Raw genomic sequence first — 19,606 nt, 5'->3', positions numbered from 1 at the left:
GGTGAATGCCGTACCCGCCGTTCGGTCCGGGCGGTAGAGGTGGCGCTCCAGCGCGCCCGCCGCCTGCCCGAAGCCGGCCACCGGGTGCCACCGGCGGGGGTCGCCGAGCAGCCTGTCCAGCGCGTACCCGGCCAGCAGCCCCACCGCGTTCGCCATCGGCGCTGTCCGTCGCACCCGCACCACCTCCGGCCGGCCAGCCTAGACGAGCACCCCGTGAACCAACCCAACCCACGGTGCCGCACCGGCAACGAGAACCCGTCGAGTGACAGGCCGGCAAACCCGCCGACGTCCTGTCACGCGGGGTGACGACGCTGGTCGCGCCGCCACCCCGCCCCCGTCGTGCCGCTCAACCGCGACGGCCGAGCCGATCGGTCAGGCTGGCTGCGGAATCCGGCCCCGACCACGCCGCCCTCGACCGGGCTGCGCCGGCTCCGGCTGCCCCTCGTCGGGCACCGAACCCAACTCGACGTCCAGGTCACCGTCGGCGTTGTCGTCGTCCGCCTCGGGCGACGGGGCCAACTCGTCGTCGAGTGCCGGAGCAGCGTCGGCCGGCCCGCCCTGTCCGCCGCTCGCAAGCGCTCCGCGGTCACCGAAGACGCCGCCGCTCGGAGAGCTGTCGTCATCCGCCGGGACGTTGCCGAACGGGCTGGTTCGCAGCTCCGCGTAGTCGGGCAGCTCGAAGTCGTCGTCCAGCGGACCGTCGTCGGGCAGCGTTGGCGCCTGCCCGGCCGGCACCGGCTCGGTGGGCTCGCCGTGCACCCGGCTCTCGGCCTCCGCGTCCTCCAGCGTGCTGGTCGCCATGCTCGGCCGGTTGCGCAGGAAGCGGGCGCGCCCCCGGGACAGGTCATGGCCGACGGCCACCGCCTCCAACTCGTAGAGCGTGCGGTGGTTACCGCCGTCGTCGGTCCAGTCGCGGGTGTAGAGCCGCCCGCAGACCACCACCGGATCGCCGACCATGACGGAGGCCGCCACCCCCTCGGCGAGTTTGCGCCAGCAGTTGACGCGGACGCGGAGCGAATTGCCGTCAACCCACCGGCCGCTGTCCCGGTCGAGTCGGCGGGCGGTGGAGGCGACCTTGAAGTTGGCCACCAGGGTGTTGCTCTGGGTCGTACGCCGCCACTCGGGCGTAGTCAGCACATTGCCGACGATTGTCACGTAAGTGTCGAACATCGTCCCTCCAGGGGGATCGGGGCCTGCCAGCGCGAGTCGACTCGAAACGAGCATCGACACTGAGGGCGCCCTTTGTGAGCACCCGTCTCCGACCTGTGGATGACGAACCCACCTGTGGACAACGCCCTGATCAAGACCTGCTGTGGTACGCCCGACCCACCCGACCCGCCGTCCACGGTTTCCCAGGCCGCCCGAACTGGGTAAGGACTTGATCAACGCACCACCGACAGCTCCACGTCGACGAGAGGTCAGCGCCATGATGATCACTACCATCGGCTCCGCGAACGCTTCCGAGGCGCAGCGATGAGCGCCGTGGCGAACCCGGCCACCGTGGCTGAGTGCCTGCGGGTGGGCGCCGGGTTCTCCCAGGGCGACCGCAACTGGATCGCCGAGCAGTTCGGCACCCTCGACGCCCGGCTCGCCAGCTTCCACGCCGATGCCACCGAGCTGGAGGTGTCGGTGAAGGACCGGGAGGCGCGCGGTCAGAAGGTCACCCTGGAGTGCTGGATCGCCGGCCGACAGAAGATCGTCACCACCTCCGCCGAGGAGGATCTGCACGCCGCCCTCAATGACGTCCGGGACGACCTGCGCCGCAAGCTCAACGACGCCAAGACCCGCCAGGAGCCCCGGCACAACAAGCACCTGCGCGATGTCCCGCAGCCGCAGGTCGAGGCCGACGAGCCCGCCGACCCGGCCCTCCGCGCCGACGCGGAAACCGCCTGACCCACGCCACACCCCCGCGATCTTGCACTTTCGAACGCCGAATGGCGGCAATCGCCCCTTACGCCGGGACACAAAGTGCAAGATCGCGGGGGCGAGCATCGGGCGGGCGTGGGCTACCGCTGGGTAGGTTGGCGGCGTAGCGTCGCGTTCGTGGAACCGGACGTGTTGGGGCCGCCGTACGAGCGGCAGACGATCGACCTGGGCACCGACGACGAAGGCCCCGTTGTCGCGACACTGGTCCGGCGGCGGGCCGAGCGCCCCACCGGGCGGGCCGTGCTCTACGTGCACGGCTTCGTCGACTACTTCTTCCAGACTCACCTGGCTGACTTCTTCGCCGAGCGAGGCTGGGATTTCTACGCGCTCGACCTGCGTAAGTACGGCCGGAGTCTGCTCCCGGCCCAGACCCCGAACTTCTGCCGCGACATCAGCGACTACTTCCCCGAGCTGGACGCCGCCGCCGAGATCATCCGCAAGGACGACGGGCACGACACCCTGCTGGCGATGGGCCACTCCACCGGTGGCCTGATCATCTCGCTCTGGGCGGACGCCCGCCGCGACACCGGCACCATCGACGGCCTGGTGCTCAACAGCCCCTTCTTCGACCTGAACGCCCCCTGGGCGGTCCGTCGACCCCTCGCGGCCGCCGTGTCCCGGCTGGGCCGCAGGGCGCCGCACCGCATCCTGCCGTTCGGGCTGGGCACTGTGTACGGCGAGAGCATCCACTCCGACCACCGCGGCGAGTGGACCTACGACCTGGCGTGGAAGCCGCTGGCCGGGTTCCCCGTTCGGGCCGGCTGGCTGAACGCGATCCGCACCGGGCAACGCCGGCTGCGCGCCGGGCTGGACATCCAGGTGCCGGTGCTGCTGGCCTGCTCGACCCGGTCATTCCGAGGCACCAAATGGCACGACAACGCGACCCTGGCCGACGCCGTACTGGACGTCGAGCACATGGTCCGCTACGCGCCCCGCCTCGGTCGCCACGTCACACTGGCGCGCTTCGACGGCGGGTTGCACGACCTCACGCTCTCCGGCCCGGCCGTGCGGACGAAGGTCTTCGACGAGGTGGGCCGCTGGGCCGAGGCGTTCCTCGCCGCCGGCCCCACCGCCCCCGCCGACGCCACGCCAACCAATGCCACCCCGACCGACGCCGCGCGAACGGACGCGGTCCCAGCTGCCGCCGCGCCCACCGATGCCGGCCGCGCTGACACAGCGCCGACCGACGCGCAGCCGGCCGACCCGGCGAAGGCGACGACTGCCGGCGGCTGACCAGGCCGGGCGCGCGGTTCAGACGTCGCCGGGCGTCGCCCGAAGGACGGCACTGATCCGGTCGAAGGTCGCCACCGGGTGCGCGCCGACACCGGGCAAAACCAGGCCCAGGCAGTACGGGGAAACCTCACCGGCGGCTTCGGCCTGCACGATGAAGACCGGTGCGCCGACGTACCCCGGTGGCAGCTCGGTGGTGATCAGCACGGCGTCCCCGTCGCGGACCACCCGCTCGATCGCGACCTCCAGCGGTCGCGACCCGTCTTCGCGTACCCCGTGGGCCAGCACGAAAGCGGAACTGGTGTCGGCACCGAGGCGGGCGACCACCTCGGGCCCGGCGGCGATCCCCGCCGGCACCGGCTGGACCCGCCACCGCCAGCCTCCGTCGCCGGCATACCGGTGCAGCCCGGCGGTCGGCAACACGGCGACCCCGTCGCCCGCGAAGCGGGCCCAACCGGGCACGATCTCAGCCTCGGAAATGACGGCCGGGGCCACCCCCGCCGGCTCAGTGACACTGGCCCGCAGGGTCAACTCACCGCCCGAACCGCCCACCAGGTCGGCCGCCGTCAGCAGCGACTCTCCCACCGGGTCGTCGCCGTCCCTGAAGAAGAACGCGGTACCGACGTCGCCCGATGACCGGTACGGCAGGATCGCCCGACCGACGACCTGGCACAGCTCGTAGGCGACGTCGCTCTCGGCGTCGGAATCCAGCAGCACCAGCCAACGGTACGGTCCGCGGCCGGGCCGCCCCGAGGTAACCCGGATGCCCGCTACGGGGCGGACGTGAGACTCTGCTCGGCAACGTGGACGCGGGCACCCTTTTCGCCGTCGGGCATTGGGACGGCGGTACCCTCTGGGCGCGACATCCACGCCACGCGCGCCCGTAGCTCAGCGGATAGAGCAGGGGACTTCTAATCCCAAGGCCGCAGGTTCGAATCCTGCCGGGCGCACTTCACCACCGCAGGTCAGCGGCTTGTCGTGCCCGGTCGAGACCATCACCAGGGCTTCGTACAGCCAACTGAGCCGAAGTTCCGACCGAGCCCCACATCCGTTACGCAGACTCTCGGCAGAAGCTGGAAGACATCCATGTCAGCCGCCACCCCGACGTCGGTCATGACAGTCGAGTACGCCGGCGTGTCGCCTGCTTGGCTTGAGGACGACGCCGCCACGGATGACTCACGGGTGAACCCGATCGCCATTTCTCAAATGGGTGATCGGGCAACCACCCTGAGTGCGGTCATCGCGGCCGGCGCTGAGCAGGAGGCCCATGGGGTCGGACTGGTCGGCCTCGGACGCTGGGCGCAGCGGATCGGCCTCAGCACACACAATCCGACTGTGGTGGCGCTGTTTGCCAGGGACGTCGGCTAGTCGGCCCACCCGACGCTACTCCGGCGGTGCGGTGCCTCCGTGCATGACAGTCGTGGATGCGGCGCTCGCTCTCACGGCCGCTGTGACCTCGAAGGCAGCGTCCACCTCCCTGTCCGCGCCGAGTGGGCCGGCCAGGTAGTGCGACCAGAAGGCCGGGTGGCCCACCACGACATCGGCGGCATACACAGTCGCCTCGCATCCACTGTCGGAGGCGGTTGCGGCCACTGTGGTGTACCCGGGGATGGTGAACGCCGGTCCGATCGTCAGCGACATGACCGGCATTCAACGACCTATCAGCGCCGCAACCATCTCAGCCCTGCTGGTGGCGCTCATTGCGCCGAAGGGCCTCTTCGAGTTGGTCCTCAAGAATGATGATCCGGCAGGCCGAGGCCATGTCGGTGCCCTGGTCGCACATCTCCCGGGCTCTCGCGGCAAGGCGCAGTTGGTAGCGGGAGTAGCGGCGGTGCCCGCCACTGGAGCGCTGCGGATCGATCAGTTTCGCATCGCCGAGTCGGCGTAGGAAGTCCTGCGAGCAGCCGAGGATCTCGGCGGCACGGCCCATCGTGTAGGCGGGGTAGTCCTCATCGTCGAACATGTCGTCGGGTTGAGCCATGGAACCTCCATCACGAGGGCCCCGGTGCTCGGAAGCACCGGGGCCCAAGGGTTGTGGGTCAGGAACACCATCTACCGACAGAACGTCGGCTTGTCTTGTCCGCACCAGCCGTCAGGGACGACTTCGGGTGCGAGGATCGCATAAGCGTGACCGGAGACCACCTCTCGTTCGATGGAAACTGCGGTGTCCGCGCCCAGCCCACGAACGCGACTGGCAGCGGGCGATCCAACGGTGTAATGCCCTCCCTTGCCTCTGATTTCCTCTGTCGTACTCCGTGCTGTCCGTCGGTGTCCGAGCCCCACGCGACTTCATGGCCCTGACACGTGCGACGAACCTTTCTCAACCTCGGGTGAAGCCCTGAACAAGCCTCGGCCTCACCCGCTGTCACACGCCTTCCACGTACTAACCATCGACGGCAAGTGCCCGTCGCCGAACTGAGCAGGCCCTACAAGCTTTCTGGGCCCCGCTCCTTCGCCCTCGTGCGGGGCGGCAACGTCAGCGTCTTTGTTTGCTCTCTCGACCCCAGGAACGTTAGTCGGCGAGGGCACGAATGTCTAGCGCTTCGCTCATAGATTTTCTCCCGACACGGACGGAGGTAGCCCCGCCGACGCCTCGACAGGTGGGCGTGTCACGACGGCCCTGCTCGGTAGAAAGTGCCCGGCGGGTGTCTACGGGTTGGCCGGCCTACGGCGTTAATAGGGCGTGACGTTCGAGGAGTACGCGTTCGCTCGCACTTCGGCGCTGGTGCGGCTCGCCCGGCTGTTGACCGGTGACGAGCATCGGGCCGAGGACCTGGTTCAGGAGGTCCTCGCCCGGGCGTACGCCCGGTGGGGGCGCATCTCGCGGACGGACCAGCCGGACGCGTACGTCCGGCGCATGCTCGTCAACACCCACAACTCGTGGTGGCGTCGGTTCAGCAGCCGGGAGATCTCGGTTGCCGCGGTGCTCGACCGGGCCGGCGGGGTGGACGAGGCCGCCGGCGTCGCCGAGCGCGACGCACTGTGGCGGTTGGTCTGTGATCTGCCGGCACGTCAGCGCACCGTGATCGTGCTGCGCTACTACGAGGATCTGGACGACACGTCGATCGCCGAGATCCTCGCCTGTTCAACCGGGACGGTACGCACACACGCCAAGCGGGCCTTGGCGGCGCTGCGTCGACGACAGGGTGCGGCAACCCACGCATGGGCAGGAGAGCTCTGATGTTCAGTGACCTCGACGAGCAGCTCGCCAGCACGCTCAGGCATCGGGCGGGAGGCGACATCGACCCGGCGCCGATCGTGCGACAGGCCCGGCATCGGGGCCGGCGGTTGCGACTGCGGCGGCGGGGGCTGATCACCGGGGGCGTGGCAGCGGCGTGTGTCGCTCTCACCTCGGTGGTGCTGGCGATCCCGGGCGTTCGGAGCACCGATGACCCGGTCATGCCGGTCGCGGCACTGATGCTGCCGGAGGCACAGAGCGATGGGACCGTACGCCCCGAGGAGGTCGGCGCCGATGCCGCGACTGTGCACTTCACGACCGACACCCTGGTGAACGGTGCCGACTTCGCCACGTGGCGCACCGGGCGCGGCATCGAGAGCGTCGAGTTCCGGGGTCCGAGCGGTCAGGCCCGTTTCGTGCTGGCGCGCACCGAGGCGTTGCTCGACGGGCTCCAACAGACGTTGTCCTCGCAGGGGCGACCGCAGGGACGGACCGAGGTACGGGTCGGCGACCGCTCGGGGGTCGCCTGGTTCGATCCGTCCGGCGACCGGAAGCTGTGGTTCGTCCGCTGGCAGCCCGCCGACGGGCTCTGGGCCCAGGTGGAAACCTACGCGACCACCCTTGACGATGCGACGGGTACGGCGAGCCGGATGCGGTTCGACCGCGCCCACCGGTGCGTCGTGCCGTTCCGCCTGGAGTCGCTGCCGCCCGAGGGACGGCTGCTGGAGTGCTCGGTCACGCTCGGCCGTTCGGCGCGGGACTTTTTCGTCGAGGGCGCTCTGGTGGTTGGTGACGCGTCCGGCCGTTGGCTGACCGTTCGGGCGCAACCCGCTCCGGCCCGCGATGACGCCCGGCCCGGGGATCTCGTCGCCGGCCCGTACCGGGCTCGTCGGCAAGGCAGTGACGTCCTGGAGATGACCGTCAAGCCCTGCGTCGTCGAGGCGTTCCGCAAGGGTTGGGGGAACGGCTACACCGAGGCGGAGGGCTTGGCGATCCTCGGCGGGTACCGGCCGGCCCGCGACCTCGACCGCCTGGAGACCTGGTGACGCCGTGCTCAGGCTGAGGCCGCCGCCACGCAAAATTCGTTGCCCTCCGGGTCGGCCATCACCACGTGTTGCTGGTCGAACTCCGCCAGGACCCGTCCGCCGGCACGCGCCAGCCGCTCGGCCTCAGCCCGGATCCGCGCCCACTGCTCGTCGGAGTTGCCGTGGCCGGGCACCCGGATGTCGATGTGGAGCCGGTTCTTCGCCGTCTTGGGCTCGGGCACGTTGAGGATGGAGAGGTAGGGGCCGACACCATCGGGGTCGCACAGCCACGCGCCGTGCTCGGGAAGGTCGTCCTCTGGCAGGTCGAACTGCGCGTGCCATTCCGCGCGGGTGGCGAAGGGCGGCGGTGGTGGCTCGTCGATGTAACCCAGGGCCTCCTTCCAGAAGGCGGCGAGCACCTGCGCGTCCGTGGAGTCGAGGGTGAGGGAAATCCGAGCTGCCATGACCGGGACGGTAGCGCGTACCTCCGACTTTCTAGACGGGCCCCAGCAAGGCGGCCAGAGCCGCGTCGCCCTGGCCAAGTTGCGCACCACCCGTCGCTGGCGCGACCAGGAACCGTCGGCAGCCGTCGAGTTCCACGTACCGGTCGGGGCCCGCCCCTTCGAGCGGGCGCAGCACCGCGAAGCGGCTCGCCGCGGTGGCACAGTCGACCACCGCCCGACGGTTGGACAACCCCCGGAGCACGCCCGCCTGACGCTCGGCCGGCAGCGGGCCGCCGTACACGAAATCACCCGGCGGTTTCTCGCCCTCCTGAAGCGACGCGGGCATCTCGTAGACGCAGAGGCGCAGCGGCCCGGCGGTCGAGCGGGCCGGCGGAGGCGGCCCGGGGCGGCCATTGCGGGTCTCCACCCACACCAGGTCCGTCCACTGTTGGGCACATCCGGCGGCCTCGGCCGCCGCGGATTCGACCTGCCGGATGGTACGGGTGTCCACAGTGGTCCACTGCGGCCCGGCCAGAGCGGCGATCACCTCGGGGCGCGGCTTGTCGCAGGAGTCCGTCGGGATGTGGGGCCGAAGCCAACGCCCCCGCTCGTCCACCAGTGCGAGCCACGGCGGAATGACCATGTCGAGGGTGCAGGCGACCTCCCCGTTGGCCTGTTCGTCGGGAAGGCGCAGCGCGGTGATCAGCCGTGCGATCTCCTCGGCGCGTCGCTCGGTGGCGACCTGCTCCTGGCCGCCCTTGGGTCCCGGCCGAATCTCCCGCCCGCAGACCACGGCCGCGACCGGTGTGAACGTGGGGTCGATGCGACCGATCGCCGGCTCGTCCACGGCCGGTGGTGACGCCTCCGTGGTCATCTCGCCGGCCCTGGGCGCCTCCGTGGCGCAGGAGGTCCATCCGTCGACGATCTGAGCCGGAGCGGGCTCGTCGGCCCGACCCGGCCCAACCTCCGTGCCACCGCAGCCGCCCAACGTCATGCCGAGCAGTGCCACCGCGAGTGCCGTACGGGACGAGCGCATCCGGCTCACCACCTTTCCATCCGGGGATGAGACGGACGACGGGTGCCCCCGGTTCCGGCCGGGTGGTCGCTCCATCGCACCCGGTGATCGACTCGGTTTTCATGATGTCGGGTGGTCAGCCGGCTCCGGACACCCCGACTTCCGTGAACGCGAGTGGATCACGCCGCAGCGCCCGCACCACCGCAGCACAGAGTGACACATTAGCGACACTCCGCACACAAGGGATGACCCCGTCACGGTCCGCCATGCTATTGTCCGATGTCGATCTACGCCGCGTGGACCCGGACCGGGTCGTTGTCGGAAGGACACTTCCCGATGCCGGCCGTTGCCACCCCGACCGTGCCGCCCACGCTGGACAATCCCGCCGGCGGGGCCCTGGGCCTCATCTTCACCACGCTGCCAGCGCTGCTGAGGCTGAGCTGCGGGCTGTTCGGCGCGGCGGTCGCCGTGTCGGTGCAGACCCCGCCGGTGCAGCAGGCGGTGCTGCTGCCCGCCGTGGGAGTGCTGACCGGCTGGTCCCTCTGGTACGCACACCGCGCGTTGCGCCACGGCATCGGCCCCGGCCTCGTCGGCGGTGACGTGGCGGTCACCGCGCTGACCTGCCTGCTCATCCCGGTGCTGGTGGCGCCCGAGGTGCTGCCCGGCGAGGGCAGCTGGATCGCCGTGCTGGCCAGCACCACGGTGATCAACACACAGGCCACGGCCTCGGCACGTTGGTCGATCCCGGCCGGACTACTCGTGATAGCCACCTACGTGACCGGGGCGCAGGCCGCCGGCAACCCCACCGAAGCCCGGGCGCACGCGGCCACGCTGCTGGCGCAGACCGCCTGCACGGCGATGATGGCGGCGGTCATGCGCCGACGCATCGACCGGGCGGACCGCGCCTTCGTCGAACACCAGCGGCTGACCCGGGAGGCGTTGGTCGCACGCGCCGCCCGCGAGGCCGAACGCCAGCAGAACCGCGACCTGCACGACACGGTGCTCGGGACGCTGACCATGGTGGGGCTGGGCGCGGTGGCCGGGCCTTCGACAGTCTTCCGGGACCGCTGCGCGGCCGACCTGCGTACCCTCGTCGCGCTCACCGACGTCGGCCCGGTGGCCGGCGACGGCCCGGTGCCGCTCGACGGGCGGTTGCGGTTGGTGGCCGGCCGGCTACCCGAGCTTGCGGTACGGCTGGACCTGGCGTCCTGCGCCGTCCCGGTCGGCGTGGCCGACGCGATCAGCGAGAGCGCCTACGCGGCGCTGTCCAACGTGGTCCGCCACGCGCCGGGCGCCGGGGCCGCGCTGCGGTTGACCCGCGACGCCATCGGCGTCGTGGTCGAGGTCGCCGACGACGGCCCCGGCTTCGACCTGGCCACCGTCCCACCGCACCGGTACGGGTTGCGCGAGTCCATCTGTGGCCGGATGGCGACTGTCGGTGGCCGGGCCGACGTGCACTCGGCCGTCGGCGTGGGCACCCGGATTCGGCTGGAGTGGCCCGGTGTCGGCTGACCTGAACGCCCCGGCGCACCCGACCGACGCGCCGGAGACATTGAACTGGACCAGCGTTCCGACGCCTCGGGAACCGGACTCCCCCGCGGCGCTCGCCGCCCCGGCCGCCGTGGCGCACGCGTCCGACCGGGGTGCCCGGATCGCCGCCGTCGCCATCGCGCTGGCCTGGCACGTCGCGATCGCGCTGCCGGCGGTGCTGTCCGCCCGTGCGGAGTTCGCCGCGCCAGCGGTGGTGCTCGGCGCCTGGGTACTGGTCGCCGTGACCGGCGCGATCGCCGGGGTACGGCTGCTGCAAGGCTCGCCGCTGCCGCCGTGGCCGCTGGCCGGGCTGCTGCTTGTCGTCGACGCGGCCGTCTTCGCCGCGGCCGGTGAGCGGCAGTTGTTCACCGCCGCCAACTGGGTGTGGGGCACGCTCGGCTGGTTCTTCGTGCTGGCGGTGTGGGGCCGGCGTGTCGTGGGGCTGATCGCCCTCCTCAGCACGCACGCGTTGATCGCCCTGGTCGCGGTGCTCGGGCACGGCCCCGATCCGGCGGACGTGGCCCGCTACGTGATGTACGTCTACGGCACGTTCTCGCTGCCGGTGGCGGTCTTCGTGGGCAGCACCGTCATCGTCGGCCTGGCTCGGGAACGGGCCGCCGTGTCGGCTGCCGGTCACGCGATGGCCGCGGAGCGGGACGCTGCCGAGCGGGGCCTTCGGGAACGCCGGGACCGGCTGGCCCTGGTCAGCTCGGCGGCCGGGCGGGTCCTCGGGGACCTGGCCGCCGGCCAGGCCGACCCGGACGACCCGGAGGTGCAGCGCCGGTGCATGCTGGCCGCCGCCCGACTGCGCCGGCTGATCGCCGAGTCCGACGATGTGCCCGACCCGCTGTTGCACGAGTTGCGAGCCGCCGCCGACCTGGCGGAACGCAACGGCCTTCCGATCGACCTGGTCACCATCGGCACCCCGCCGCCGCTGCCGGTGGAGGTCCGCCGCCGGCTGGCCGACCCGCTCACCGGCACCCTCGCCGACGCCCGGGAATGGGCGCGTCTGACAGTGGTCTCCGGCTCGGACGAGGTGGTGGTCAGCCTGGTCACACCGGACCGGGAGGGGCCGGAGTCGACCGGCCCGCCTCCCGGGGAGCACGACGACGGGCCGGTGGAGTACCTCTACGAACGGGACGGAAACATCAGATGGGCGCAGACCCGGTGGCGGCGGTGACCGGCGATCGACCGGTCGGGGTGGCGATCGTCGACGACCATCCGGTGGTGGTCGAGGGGGTCCGCGCCTGGCTCGCCACCGAGCCTCGCCTGACTGTGCTCGCCACCGGCGACGACCCGGACGCGGTGCTGCGGGCGGCGCCGCACGCCGACGTCATACTGCTCGATCTGCGACTGCACGGGCGGATGGCGTTGGACAAGTTGGCCGAGCTGAGCGCCGCCGGCCGGCGGGTGGTGGTCTATTCGGAGCACACCGACCCGCAGACGATGCTCGCCGCGCTGGACGCCGGGGCGGTGGCGTTCCTGGCCAAGCACGAGGGCCGGGAACACTGCGTGGAGACGGTGCTGGCCGCGGCGAGCGACCGTCCGTACGTGCCGCCGGCGCTGGCCGGTGCGATGGTCGGCGACCCACGGCCGGACCGGCCGATGTTGTCCGACAAGGAGCGTGAGGCGCTGCTGCTCTGGTTCCAGTCGATGTCCAAGGCGTCGGTGGCCCGGCGGATGCAGATCAGCGAGCACACAGTGAAGCAGTACGTCGACCGGGCACGGATCAAGTACACCCGGGCGGGGCGACCCGCCGCCACAAAGGCGGCACTACTCGCCCGTGCGATCGAGGACGGTCTCGTCCGCCCGGAGGAGATCGGCATCTACCGGTCACAGGCGGCACACGACCGGCCGACCCCCTAACAGGCGTCATGACAGGGGCGCTCCGGTCCGGAAGGCTTTCTTACACAGCCAGCTGACCGGAAGGTCGTGACGATGCACGCCGACGCGTCCCCCTTCTTCATCGGTCCTCACCGGTTCGACGCCACCGACGACGACGTGGGCCCGACCCTGGACCGCCGCTACAACCTGCGACCCATGCCCGGCGAGCGGTTGCTCGGGCGACACCGACTGCTGGTCGCGGGCTACCTGCTCGGGCCGAGCGAGGTGCGACGCCGCTGGCAGTTGCCCGAGCCGGTCGCGGTGACCGTCACCGACCAGCGGATCTGCTGGGTGGGCAGTGGCTCGCACCTGTCGCTGGTCGCCGACGGCACGCACCGGGCCCGGCCACCAGCTCGACTGAACGGCCTGATGAGCGGTCAGATCCGCTGGCAGTGGCCGTCCCGGTTGGAGCTGCCGACGAGCACGCCGGACGTCCCTGCCCAGCTGCTGATCGTCTGCGACGCGCTGCGCACCATTCAGCAGCCGGCGCTGGCCCTCAGCGGAATGACAGCCGAGGTCGTGGCGCTGGCCCGGCAGGTCCGCCGCGCGGTTGCCATGTTCCGGCTCAACCGTCCACAACTGGTCGACCTCTCGGCCCAGGAGCGCGACGTGCTGCTGCTGCGGGCCGGCCCCGGTCTGCTCGCCGGCGACACCCGGATCACGCTGCCCGGCTCGTTGCCGGTGGAGTTCCACTCCCGGGACGACTACTACCGCTCAAGACCGGATCCGACCTCGTGGGGCGGGCTCGCAGGCGGCGCAGCATCCGGGCAGCGGTGACACTGACCGTCCACGTCGGCAGACACCGTTCCGCCCCGGCGCGGAGCGATCCGGCCAGCTGGGGCGCGCGTCGAAGCCCCGAGCCCGCCGAGAACGTCGACACACGCCTTCAGCGTCAGGCGCTGCGAGCGGGGTGTTCGGCGGCGGCGTCCAGAGCGGCGGCCTCCTCCGGCGTGGGCGCGCTGCCGCCCAGGTGCGCGGGCTGCCACCAGGTGTCGTCCGGGCCGGCCGGAGTGTCCGGATAATCCCGCTGTGCCCGGTCGACGAGGGCGCTGAGGCGGGTGGTCAGCTCGGCGGCCAGCACGTTCGGGTCCGGGAAGTCCGCCGGGCTGATCGGCTCGCCGATCAGGATCGTGATCGGCGTGTGCCGACGGGTGAGAGTGCGCGGGCGGCCCTTGGTCCAGAGGCGCTGGGTGCCCCACAGCGCGACCGGCAACACCGGCACCTTCGCCGAGCGGGCCATCCGGACCGTGCCGCTCTTGAGCTCCTTGACGGTGAACGACCGGCTGATCGTCGCCTCGGGGAAGACGCCGACGACCTCGCCCTTCTTGAGCGCACCCACGGCGGCGCGGAACGAGGCAGCGCCGGCCTGCCGGTCCACCGGAATGTGCCGCATACCGCGCATCAGCGGGCCGGAGATCTTGTGCGTGAAGACCGAATCCTTGGCCATGAACCGCACCAGGCGGCCCGACGCGTTCGCGCCCAGACCGGCGAAGACGAAGTCGAGGTAGCTGACGTGGTTGCTGGCCAGCACCGCCCCGCCCGTGCGGGGTACGTGGTGGGCGCCCTCGATGGTGATCTTCAGGTCGAGGACCCGGAACAGCGTCTTGGCGGTGGCGATAACGGGCGGGTACACGAGCTCCGGCATTCGCAGAATCTACCCTGACCGGCTGGGGATCGGCTGGGTGGCGACCCGGCGGCGGCGACGCGGGCGGCGACGCCACCGCCGGTTCGGCGGCTGAATCGGTCAGTCCGCGAGGTTGTCCAGGTCCAGTCGACCCCGGGCGAACGCGTCCACCCGGCCCCAACGACCGGGGATGTCCAGCACCTCGATGCGACCCATCCCCACCGGCAGCCGTGGCTCGACCGCCAGGTGACCCTCGTGCGGCTCCAGACCGAGCATGGTGCGCAGCAGCAGCAGCGGGGTACCTGTCGACCATGCCTGCGGGCTGCATGCCGTCGGGTACTCCACCGGGAACTTGGTCAGCTCCCGCGGGTAGCCGCCGAATGCCTCCGGCAGCCGGCCGTCGAAGTACGTGGCCGCGTCCAGGATGCCGTTGGCGATGGTCGCGGCCTCCTCGGCGAAGCCGTAGCGGCGCAGACCCCAGGCGATGAACGAGTTGTCGAACGGCCAGATCGTGCCGTTGTGGTAGCCGATGGGGTTGTAGCGAGCCTCCCCCTCGGCGAGGGTGCGCACCCCCCAGCCGGAGAAGAGCCGCGGCCCGACCAGGTGCGCGGCGAGCTTCTCCGCCCGCTCGGGTTCGACGATCCCGCTCCACAGCAGGTGGCCGATGTTGGAGCTGAGGATGTCGCACTGCCGGCCGTCCGGGTCCAGGGCCAGGGCGTAGTACCCGCCGTCGTCCACCCACCAGTCCCGGTTGAACCGCTCCTTCAGCTCCGCCGCCTCCCGCTCCAACTGGTCGGCGAACTCCGGGTCACCCCAGAACTCGCGCGCCAACCGGGCCGCGCGGACCTTCGCGTCGTACGCGTACCCCTGCACCTCGCAGGTGGCCCGGGGGAACGGCGGCAGCGTGCCGTCGGAGTAGGAGATCGAATCCCAGGAGTCCTTCCAGCACTGGTTCTCCAGACCGGTGTCGGTGTTGCGTCGCTCGTACCAGATGTAGCCGGTGCCAACCAGGTCGGCGTAGTTGTCGATCCACCTCAGCGCCGCCCGGGACTCCTGCTCCAACTCCTTGACCAGCGCGACGTCCCCGCTCCACTTTTCGTACTCGTCGAGCAGCACGATGAACAGCGGCGTCGCGTCCACCGAGCCGTAGTACGGCGAGTGTGGCTGCTCCTCGAAGGCCGCGGTCTCGCCGTAGCGCATCTCGTGCAGGATGCGCCCCGGGTCCTCGTCCCGGAAGTCGTCGAACCGGCTGCCCTGCAGGGACGCCAGGATGCGCAGCGTCGTCTTCGACAGCTGCGGGGTGAACGGCAGTGTCTGCAGGCAGGTGAGGATGCTGTCCCGGCCGAACATGGTCATGAACCAGGGCAGACCGGCGGCCGGCAGGGTGGCACCGCCCAGCGACAGCGGCGAGAAGCGCAGCGCCGCCAGGTCGATCAGACTCCGCCGGTACGTGCTCGCCACGCGCCCGTGTTCGCTGTTGACCTTCGGAGCGTCGGCGATCCACTTCTCCAGGTCGTGCTGGAGGGCGAGCCGCTCGGTGCCGTGTTTGCGCAGGCCGAACCGCAGGTCCCGGCCACCGGGTCCGACCGCGTAGGTCTGGACGTCGATCGAGGCATCCCACTGCTCGTTGGGCTCCAGGTGCACGGTGTACGCGAAGCCCTTGCTGTCGTACCGGGCCGACGTCGACGACGAGATGACGGTTTCCCGCCTGAAGTTCCCCCGCCGGTACCCCAGCCGCAGCCGGTCCGACTCCACCTCGGTGTAGATCTCGCCCTTCTTGTTGAGGATCTCGTCCTTCACCTGGAACAGGTCGGCGAAGTCCGACGCCGCGTCCATTCGGACTTCCAGGTCGACAGGCTTCTCGTCGTGGTTGAGGATGGTCAGCCGCTCACAGAAGCTGCCGCCCACCGCGCGCTCGCGGATGATCGACAGCTTCGCGTCCACGTAGTGCGTGGCCATCCCCGGGACAAGGAAGAATCGCGACTCGAAGTACTGCAGGTCGTCGTAGGAGAGCGAGTTGAGTCGCTCACCGTTGATGGTCAGCACCCAGGTCGACAGGAACCGGGTGTCGATGGAGAAGAGCCCGGTGGGCTCGCTCGGCGTCGCCTCGATGTCACCGGTGTCCTCGCAGACGACGAACGTGTTGCCGTCCAGGATCCGGATCGTGTTGCTCTGCCCCATCAGTGCTCCTCCCCCGCGAATCGCCGACGCGGCCCGCGGGCGTCCGGGGAACCCGGAAAGATCCGCTCCACCTGTACGACGAGGCGAGCGTCACCGGACACCGTCATGTCCCCCCGCAACAGCGCGGCCAGGCCGTGCTCGCGCCCCGAGGCGATGTCGTCGAAGAGGACCGGGCTCGCGCCGATCACCGTGTCGGCCTCCTGATCCTCCTGACTGACGTTGAGCCGGCCGTGATCGATCCTCAGCAGCCAGTGCCGGGTCTGCGCCCCCTCGTGCAGGTCGATCCGCAGCGTCCCGGAGGTCTTGGCCAGCAGAGGTTCGTACCCCCGCCGGTCCAGGTCCTCGAAGAACCTCGTGGTCGCGTCCACCATCGGGTCCACTCCTCCCAGTTGCCGGGCCGGGGATCCCACCCACCGCGCTCGCGTCGCACGGACGGCCGGCGTTGCACGTCCCCGAACGGGTCCCCGCCGCTCCCCCGCTCAACCTCGCCCGATCAGGGTGAGCAGGGGGGTGGAGACGCCACGCGCCGGCCCTCCCGGAAGGGAGAGCCGGCGCGCGCCGCGGCGGACGGGTCAGTTGTTCGGGTCGTCGGCGCTGATGTCGGCCAGGACCGACTGTGGTTCGCGCTCGACAGCGAGGTCACCCATCGACACCAGGCCGACCAGGCGCCCGTCGTCGATCACCGGAAGTCGGCGTACGGCGTACGTCCGCATCAGGTCCGCGGCGGCCACGGCATCGTCGTACTGACTCACCGTGATCACGTCGCGAGTGGTGATCTGGTTCAACCGGGTCGAGCCCGGGTCCATGTTCTCCGCGACACCTCGGACCGTAATGTCCCGGTCCGTGACGATGCCGACCACACTGTCACCGTCGGTAACCACCACATCGCCGATCGCGCTGTCACGCATCTCCTGCGCGGCTGCGATGAGTGTGTCGTTGCCGTCCATCGTCACCAACCGGGTCGTCATGAACTCTCCGACCGTTGTCATGGTGCTCCCCTCTCGGTGTCGGCACGGCCCGTCTACCCGCCGGGTGGGAGGGGGTAACGCCGACTGCCCACCGGGGCTGTCCGTGTGGGTGTCCGCTGCCTAGCGTGGGCGCATGATGACGGGCGAGGACGAGCTGCGGGACCTGGTCGCCGGCAGCAGCTGGCTGACCCGGGCGCTGGCGGTGGTGCGTGATTCCGGGCTGCCGGACGCCTGGATCGGCGCTGGCGCACTGCGCGACCTGGTCTGGGGCGAGCGGTACGGCAACGGGTTCGACCCGGCGCGGGTCCGCGACGTGGACGTGGTCTTCTTCGACCCGGCGAGGCTGACCCGAGCCGACGACGACCGGGCCACCGCGTTGTTGAAGGGGATGTGGGCGCAGCCGCCGTGGGAGGCTCGCAACCAGGCGGCTGTGCACACCTGGTACGCGGCCACGTTCGGCGGCGACCCGATCGAGCCGTACCGCAGCGTGGCCGAGGCGGTCGCCACCTGGCCGGAGTACGCGACAGCGGTGGCCGTCCGCCTGGACCAGGCCGGCCGGCTGGACGTCTGCGCGCCGTACGGTCTGACGGATCTGCTGGGCGGGGTGTGGCGGCACAACCCGGCCCGGGTGAACGTGACCCTGTCGCGGCAGCGGTTGGCCCGGCACCGGCCGGCGCAGCGTTGGCCCGGCGTGACAGTGATCGAGCCAGGCTGATCGACTGTGGCGGGTCACCCTGAACGGCGGGTCAGCCTCGGGGCGGGTCAGCCTCGGGGCGGCATGCCGTAGAGCCGCTCGACGTGCAGGCGTAGCACGATCCGGCCCTCGTCGACCATGGCCTGGCGGTACTCGTCCCAGTCGGGGTGTTCGCCCCTCAGCCCCCGGTAGAGCGCCACCAACTCCTCGACCGTGTCGTCGTCGAGTCGGGTGGCCGGCGGGGTCAGCTCGGCGCGACCTTCGACCACCGCGTACGCCCAGCCGTCCTCGCTGCTGACGTGGAAGCTGGCGCGTGGGTCGCGGCGCAGGTTGGCGGTCTTGGCACGGCCGTCGGTGACCGAGACCCGGATCAGGCCCGCGTCCCGGTCGAAGGAGTAGAGCACCGTCGACAGCTGCGGACGCCCGTCCCGCTTGATCGTGGCGAGCACGCCCATCGAGCGGCCGGCCACCAGATCGGTCAACGCCTGCTGGGTCCGGTCATCCGGCATCGTGTCCTCCAGGTTGGACGATCGTCTCCGACCCATCCAAGCACGACCGGCCGGCCGCCGCGGGCGACCACCCGGAACGGCACCGAGCCCCCACCGACGTACGGCGAGGGCTCGGTGATTGTTCGATGTTTCGGCGACCGTGCCGGTCAGCGGCGCTCGGCGGCGACCAGCTCGGCGAGTTGTACAGCGTTCAGCGCGGCACCCTTGCGCAGGTTGTCGTTCGAGCAGAACAGCGCCAGCCCGTACTCGACGGTCTCGTCGGCGCGGATCCGGCCCACGTAGGTCGGGTCCTGTCCGGCGGCCTGCAACGGCGTCGGGACGTCGGTCAGTGCCACCCCGGGCGCGTTGGTCAGCAGTTCGTGGGCGCGCTGCGGGGTGAGCGGCCTGGCGAAGCGGGCGTTGATCTGGAGCGAGTGCCCGGTGAAGACCGGCACCCGGACACAGGTGCCGGAGACCAACAGGCCGGGGATTTCCAGGATCTTGCGGCTCTCGTTGCGGAGCTTCTGCTCCTCGTCGGTCTCGAACGAGCCGTCGTCGACTATCGACCCGGCCAGCGGGAGGACGTTGAAGGCGATCGGCTGGGTGAACGACCGCGGCGCGGGGAACTCCACGGCCGACCCGTCGAAGGCCAGCCCAGCGGCGTGCTCGGCCACCTTGCGGACCTGCTCGTCCAGCTCGGCGACGCCGGCCAGCCCGGCGCCGGAAACCGCCTGGTAGGTGGAGACGACCAGGCCAACCAGGCCAGCCTCGGCGTGCAACGGACGCAGCACCGGCATCGCGGCCATCGTGGTGCAGTTCGGGTTGGCGATGATGCCCTTGGGCCGGTCCAGGGCGGCGTGCGGGTTGACCTCGGCGACCACCAGCGGCACCTGCGGGTCCATCCGGAACGCCGACGAGTTGTCGATCACCACGGCACCGGCCTCGGCGACCCGGGGGGCCAACTCCCGGGCGGTGCCCTTACCGGCCGAGAAGAGCACGATGTCCAGCTCGGAATAGTCCGCGGTCGCGGCGTCCTCGACTGTCACCTCGCCGTCGCGCCACGGCAGCGTACGCCCGGCGGACCGCGCCGAGGCGAACAACCGCACCTGCTCCGCTGGGAACTCCCGCTCCGCCAGCACCTGCCGCATCACGCCACCGACCTGGCCGGTGGCCCCCACAATGCCGATCCTCATGCCCGCGAGGCTACCGACCCCACCCCCGAAACCGGGACCCCTTTCCCACCCCCCGGGTCCACCTCACACCGCGCCCCACAGCCGTCGATCAAGAGGTTTGCGTCAGGAGTCGCGCTCCGGGTGACGCAAACCTCTTGATCTCGACCAGGGCGACCGCCGGCGGGAGAAGGTGGTGCTGGGGACCAAGGTGTTCAACCCGATGAGCGACTGGCCCAACGACCGCGGGT

23 protein-coding genes and 1 tRNA gene are annotated in these 19,606 nt (G+C 70.9%); 11 read left to right on the top strand and 13 right to left on the bottom strand.

Features of this window, described 5'->3' with window-relative positions; all coding sequences use genetic code 11:
- Positions 1-156: cobalamin biosynthesis protein (locus ABZ749_RS08455; RefSeq protein ID WP_357224396.1), on the bottom strand; the 156-nt coding region annotated here is incomplete at its 3' end.
- Between the two features lie 216 nt (positions 157-372).
- Positions 373-1,170: a single-stranded DNA-binding protein gene (locus tag ABZ749_RS08450; protein WP_357224387.1), complete on the bottom strand. Its 798-nt coding sequence runs from the start codon at positions 1,168-1,170 to the stop codon at positions 373-375.
- 303 nt (positions 1,171-1,473) lie between these two features.
- Between ABZ749_RS08450 and ABZ749_RS08445 the strand changes: the two genes are divergently transcribed.
- Together ABZ749_RS08445 and ABZ749_RS08440 are read left to right on the top strand one after the other, a co-directional pair.
- Positions 1,474-1,893: an HPF/RaiA family ribosome-associated protein gene (locus tag ABZ749_RS08445; protein ID WP_357224382.1), complete on the top strand. Its 420-nt coding sequence runs from the start codon at positions 1,474-1,476 to the stop codon at positions 1,891-1,893.
- Positions 1,894-2,043: 150 nt separating this feature from the next.
- On the top strand, positions 2,044-3,159 hold the full coding sequence (locus tag ABZ749_RS08440) for an alpha/beta fold hydrolase (protein WP_357224377.1): 1,116 nt from the start codon (positions 2,044-2,046) through the stop codon (positions 3,157-3,159).
- Between the two features lie 18 nt (positions 3,160-3,177).
- Here the strand turns inward: ABZ749_RS08440 and ABZ749_RS08435 are convergent, their stop codons facing one another.
- The gene (locus tag ABZ749_RS08435) at positions 3,178-3,873 is read right to left on the bottom strand and encodes a hypothetical protein (protein WP_357224373.1); all 696 of its coding nucleotides are present in this window, start codon (positions 3,871-3,873) and stop codon (positions 3,178-3,180) included.
- Positions 3,874-4,033: 160 nt separating this feature from the next.
- On the opposite strand from ABZ749_RS08435, the gene ABZ749_RS08430 reads away from it, so the two are divergent.
- Together ABZ749_RS08430 and ABZ749_RS08425 are read left to right on the top strand one after the other, a co-directional pair.
- A tRNA-Arg gene (locus tag ABZ749_RS08430) sits at positions 4,034-4,106 on the top strand.
- A gap of 136 nt (positions 4,107-4,242) precedes the next feature.
- Positions 4,243-4,524, top strand: a complete 282-nt coding sequence (locus ABZ749_RS08425) for a hypothetical protein (protein ID WP_357224368.1) — start codon at positions 4,243-4,245, stop codon at positions 4,522-4,524.
- Positions 4,525-4,539: 15 nt separating this feature from the next.
- Here ABZ749_RS08425 and ABZ749_RS08420 read toward each other — a convergent pair whose 3' ends face one another.
- Positions 4,540-4,797 carry a hypothetical protein gene (locus ABZ749_RS08420; RefSeq protein ID WP_357224365.1) on the bottom strand — a complete coding sequence of 86 codons (258 nt, stop codon included), beginning with the start codon at positions 4,795-4,797 and terminating at the stop codon, positions 4,540-4,542.
- Positions 4,798-4,834: 37 nt separating this feature from the next.
- A complete protein-coding gene (locus ABZ749_RS08415) occupies positions 4,835-5,137 on the bottom strand; it encodes a MerR family transcriptional regulator (protein ID WP_357202949.1) in 303 nt (100 codons plus the stop codon).
- Between the two features lie 702 nt (positions 5,138-5,839).
- Here ABZ749_RS08415 and ABZ749_RS08410 point away from each other — a divergent pair.
- Both ABZ749_RS08410 and ABZ749_RS08405 read left to right on the top strand, forming a co-directional pair.
- A complete protein-coding gene (locus ABZ749_RS08410; protein WP_357224360.1) occupies positions 5,840-6,337 on the top strand; it encodes a SigE family RNA polymerase sigma factor in 498 nt (165 codons plus the stop codon).
- Entirely contained in the window at positions 6,337-7,380 is a 1,044-nt protein-coding gene (locus tag ABZ749_RS08405; protein WP_357224356.1) for a hypothetical protein, read from the top strand. Before ABZ749_RS08410 ends, ABZ749_RS08405 begins: the two co-directional genes overlap by 1 nt.
- Positions 7,381-7,388: 8 nt before the next feature.
- Here the strand turns inward: ABZ749_RS08405 and ABZ749_RS08400 are convergent, their stop codons facing one another.
- Together ABZ749_RS08400 and ABZ749_RS08395 are read right to left on the bottom strand one after the other, a co-directional pair.
- Positions 7,389-7,823, bottom strand: a complete 435-nt coding sequence (locus tag ABZ749_RS08400; protein WP_357202957.1) for a VOC family protein — start codon at positions 7,821-7,823, stop codon at positions 7,389-7,391.
- Positions 7,824-7,854: 31 nt separating this feature from the next.
- Entirely contained in the window at positions 7,855-8,838 is a 984-nt protein-coding gene (locus ABZ749_RS08395; protein WP_357224351.1) for a hypothetical protein, read from the bottom strand.
- A gap of 315 nt (positions 8,839-9,153) precedes the next feature.
- Here ABZ749_RS08395 and ABZ749_RS08390 point away from each other — a divergent pair, with 315 nt between their 5' ends.
- From ABZ749_RS08390 to ABZ749_RS08375, 4 genes are all read left to right on the top strand, one after another.
- Positions 9,154-10,329 carry an ATP-binding protein gene (locus ABZ749_RS08390; RefSeq protein WP_357224391.1) on the top strand — a complete coding sequence of 392 codons (1,176 nt, stop codon included), beginning with the start codon at positions 9,154-9,156 and terminating at the stop codon, positions 10,327-10,329.
- Positions 10,319-11,527 (top strand): hypothetical protein, encoded by a 1,209-nt coding sequence (locus tag ABZ749_RS08385; RefSeq protein ID WP_357224347.1) that lies wholly within the window; start codon positions 10,319-10,321, stop codon positions 11,525-11,527. Before ABZ749_RS08390 ends, ABZ749_RS08385 begins: the two co-directional genes overlap by 11 nt.
- A complete protein-coding gene (locus ABZ749_RS08380) occupies positions 11,500-12,213 on the top strand; it encodes a response regulator transcription factor (RefSeq protein ID WP_357202965.1) in 714 nt (237 codons plus the stop codon). Before ABZ749_RS08385 ends, ABZ749_RS08380 begins: the two co-directional genes overlap by 28 nt.
- 72 nt (positions 12,214-12,285) lie before the next feature.
- Positions 12,286-13,008, top strand: a complete 723-nt coding sequence (locus tag ABZ749_RS08375) for a hypothetical protein (RefSeq protein ID WP_357224344.1) — start codon at positions 12,286-12,288, stop codon at positions 13,006-13,008.
- A 115-nt stretch (positions 13,009-13,123) separates the two neighbouring features.
- On the opposite strand, the gene ABZ749_RS08370 is transcribed toward ABZ749_RS08375, so the two are convergent.
- The 4 genes from ABZ749_RS08370 to ABZ749_RS08355 form a co-directional block, all read right to left on the bottom strand.
- Entirely contained in the window at positions 13,124-13,876 is a 753-nt protein-coding gene (locus tag ABZ749_RS08370; RefSeq protein WP_357224339.1) for a lysophospholipid acyltransferase family protein, read from the bottom strand.
- A gap of 99 nt (positions 13,877-13,975) precedes the next feature.
- On the bottom strand, positions 13,976-16,036 hold the full coding sequence (locus tag ABZ749_RS08365) for a glycogen debranching N-terminal domain-containing protein (RefSeq protein ID WP_357224336.1): 2,061 nt from the start codon (positions 16,034-16,036) through the stop codon (positions 13,976-13,978).
- Complete coding sequence (locus tag ABZ749_RS08360) at positions 16,036-16,407, bottom strand: SCP2 sterol-binding domain-containing protein (RefSeq protein ID WP_355008943.1); 372 nt, start codon at positions 16,405-16,407, stop codon at positions 16,036-16,038. Before ABZ749_RS08360 ends, ABZ749_RS08365 begins: the two co-directional genes overlap by 1 nt.
- A 201-nt stretch (positions 16,408-16,608) precedes the next feature.
- On the bottom strand, positions 16,609-17,025 hold the full coding sequence (locus tag ABZ749_RS08355) for a CBS domain-containing protein (RefSeq protein ID WP_030333361.1): 417 nt from the start codon (positions 17,023-17,025) through the stop codon (positions 16,609-16,611).
- Between the two features lie 112 nt (positions 17,026-17,137).
- Here ABZ749_RS08355 and ABZ749_RS08350 point away from each other — a divergent pair, with 112 nt between their 5' ends.
- On the top strand, positions 17,138-17,719 hold the full coding sequence (locus ABZ749_RS08350) for a nucleotidyltransferase family protein (RefSeq protein ID WP_357224333.1): 582 nt from the start codon (positions 17,138-17,140) through the stop codon (positions 17,717-17,719).
- 47 nt (positions 17,720-17,766) lie between these two features.
- Here ABZ749_RS08350 and ABZ749_RS08345 read toward each other — a convergent pair whose 3' ends face one another.
- Positions 17,767-18,207 (bottom strand): PPOX class F420-dependent oxidoreductase, encoded by a 441-nt coding sequence (locus ABZ749_RS08345; protein WP_357224329.1) that lies wholly within the window; start codon positions 18,205-18,207, stop codon positions 17,767-17,769.
- A gap of 146 nt (positions 18,208-18,353) precedes the next feature.
- A complete protein-coding gene (locus ABZ749_RS08340; RefSeq protein ID WP_357224325.1) occupies positions 18,354-19,379 on the bottom strand; it encodes an aspartate-semialdehyde dehydrogenase in 1,026 nt (341 codons plus the stop codon).
- Between the last annotated feature and the right edge of the window lie 227 nt (positions 19,380-19,606).

Origin of the sequence: Micromonospora sp. NPDC047753, from assembly GCF_040642735.1 — a bacterium.
Lineage (GTDB): Bacteria > Actinomycetota > Actinomycetes > Mycobacteriales > Micromonosporaceae > Micromonospora.
The sequence above is the reverse complement of the archived record's forward strand: the minus strand, read 5'-3'. Positions and strand labels throughout refer to the sequence as shown.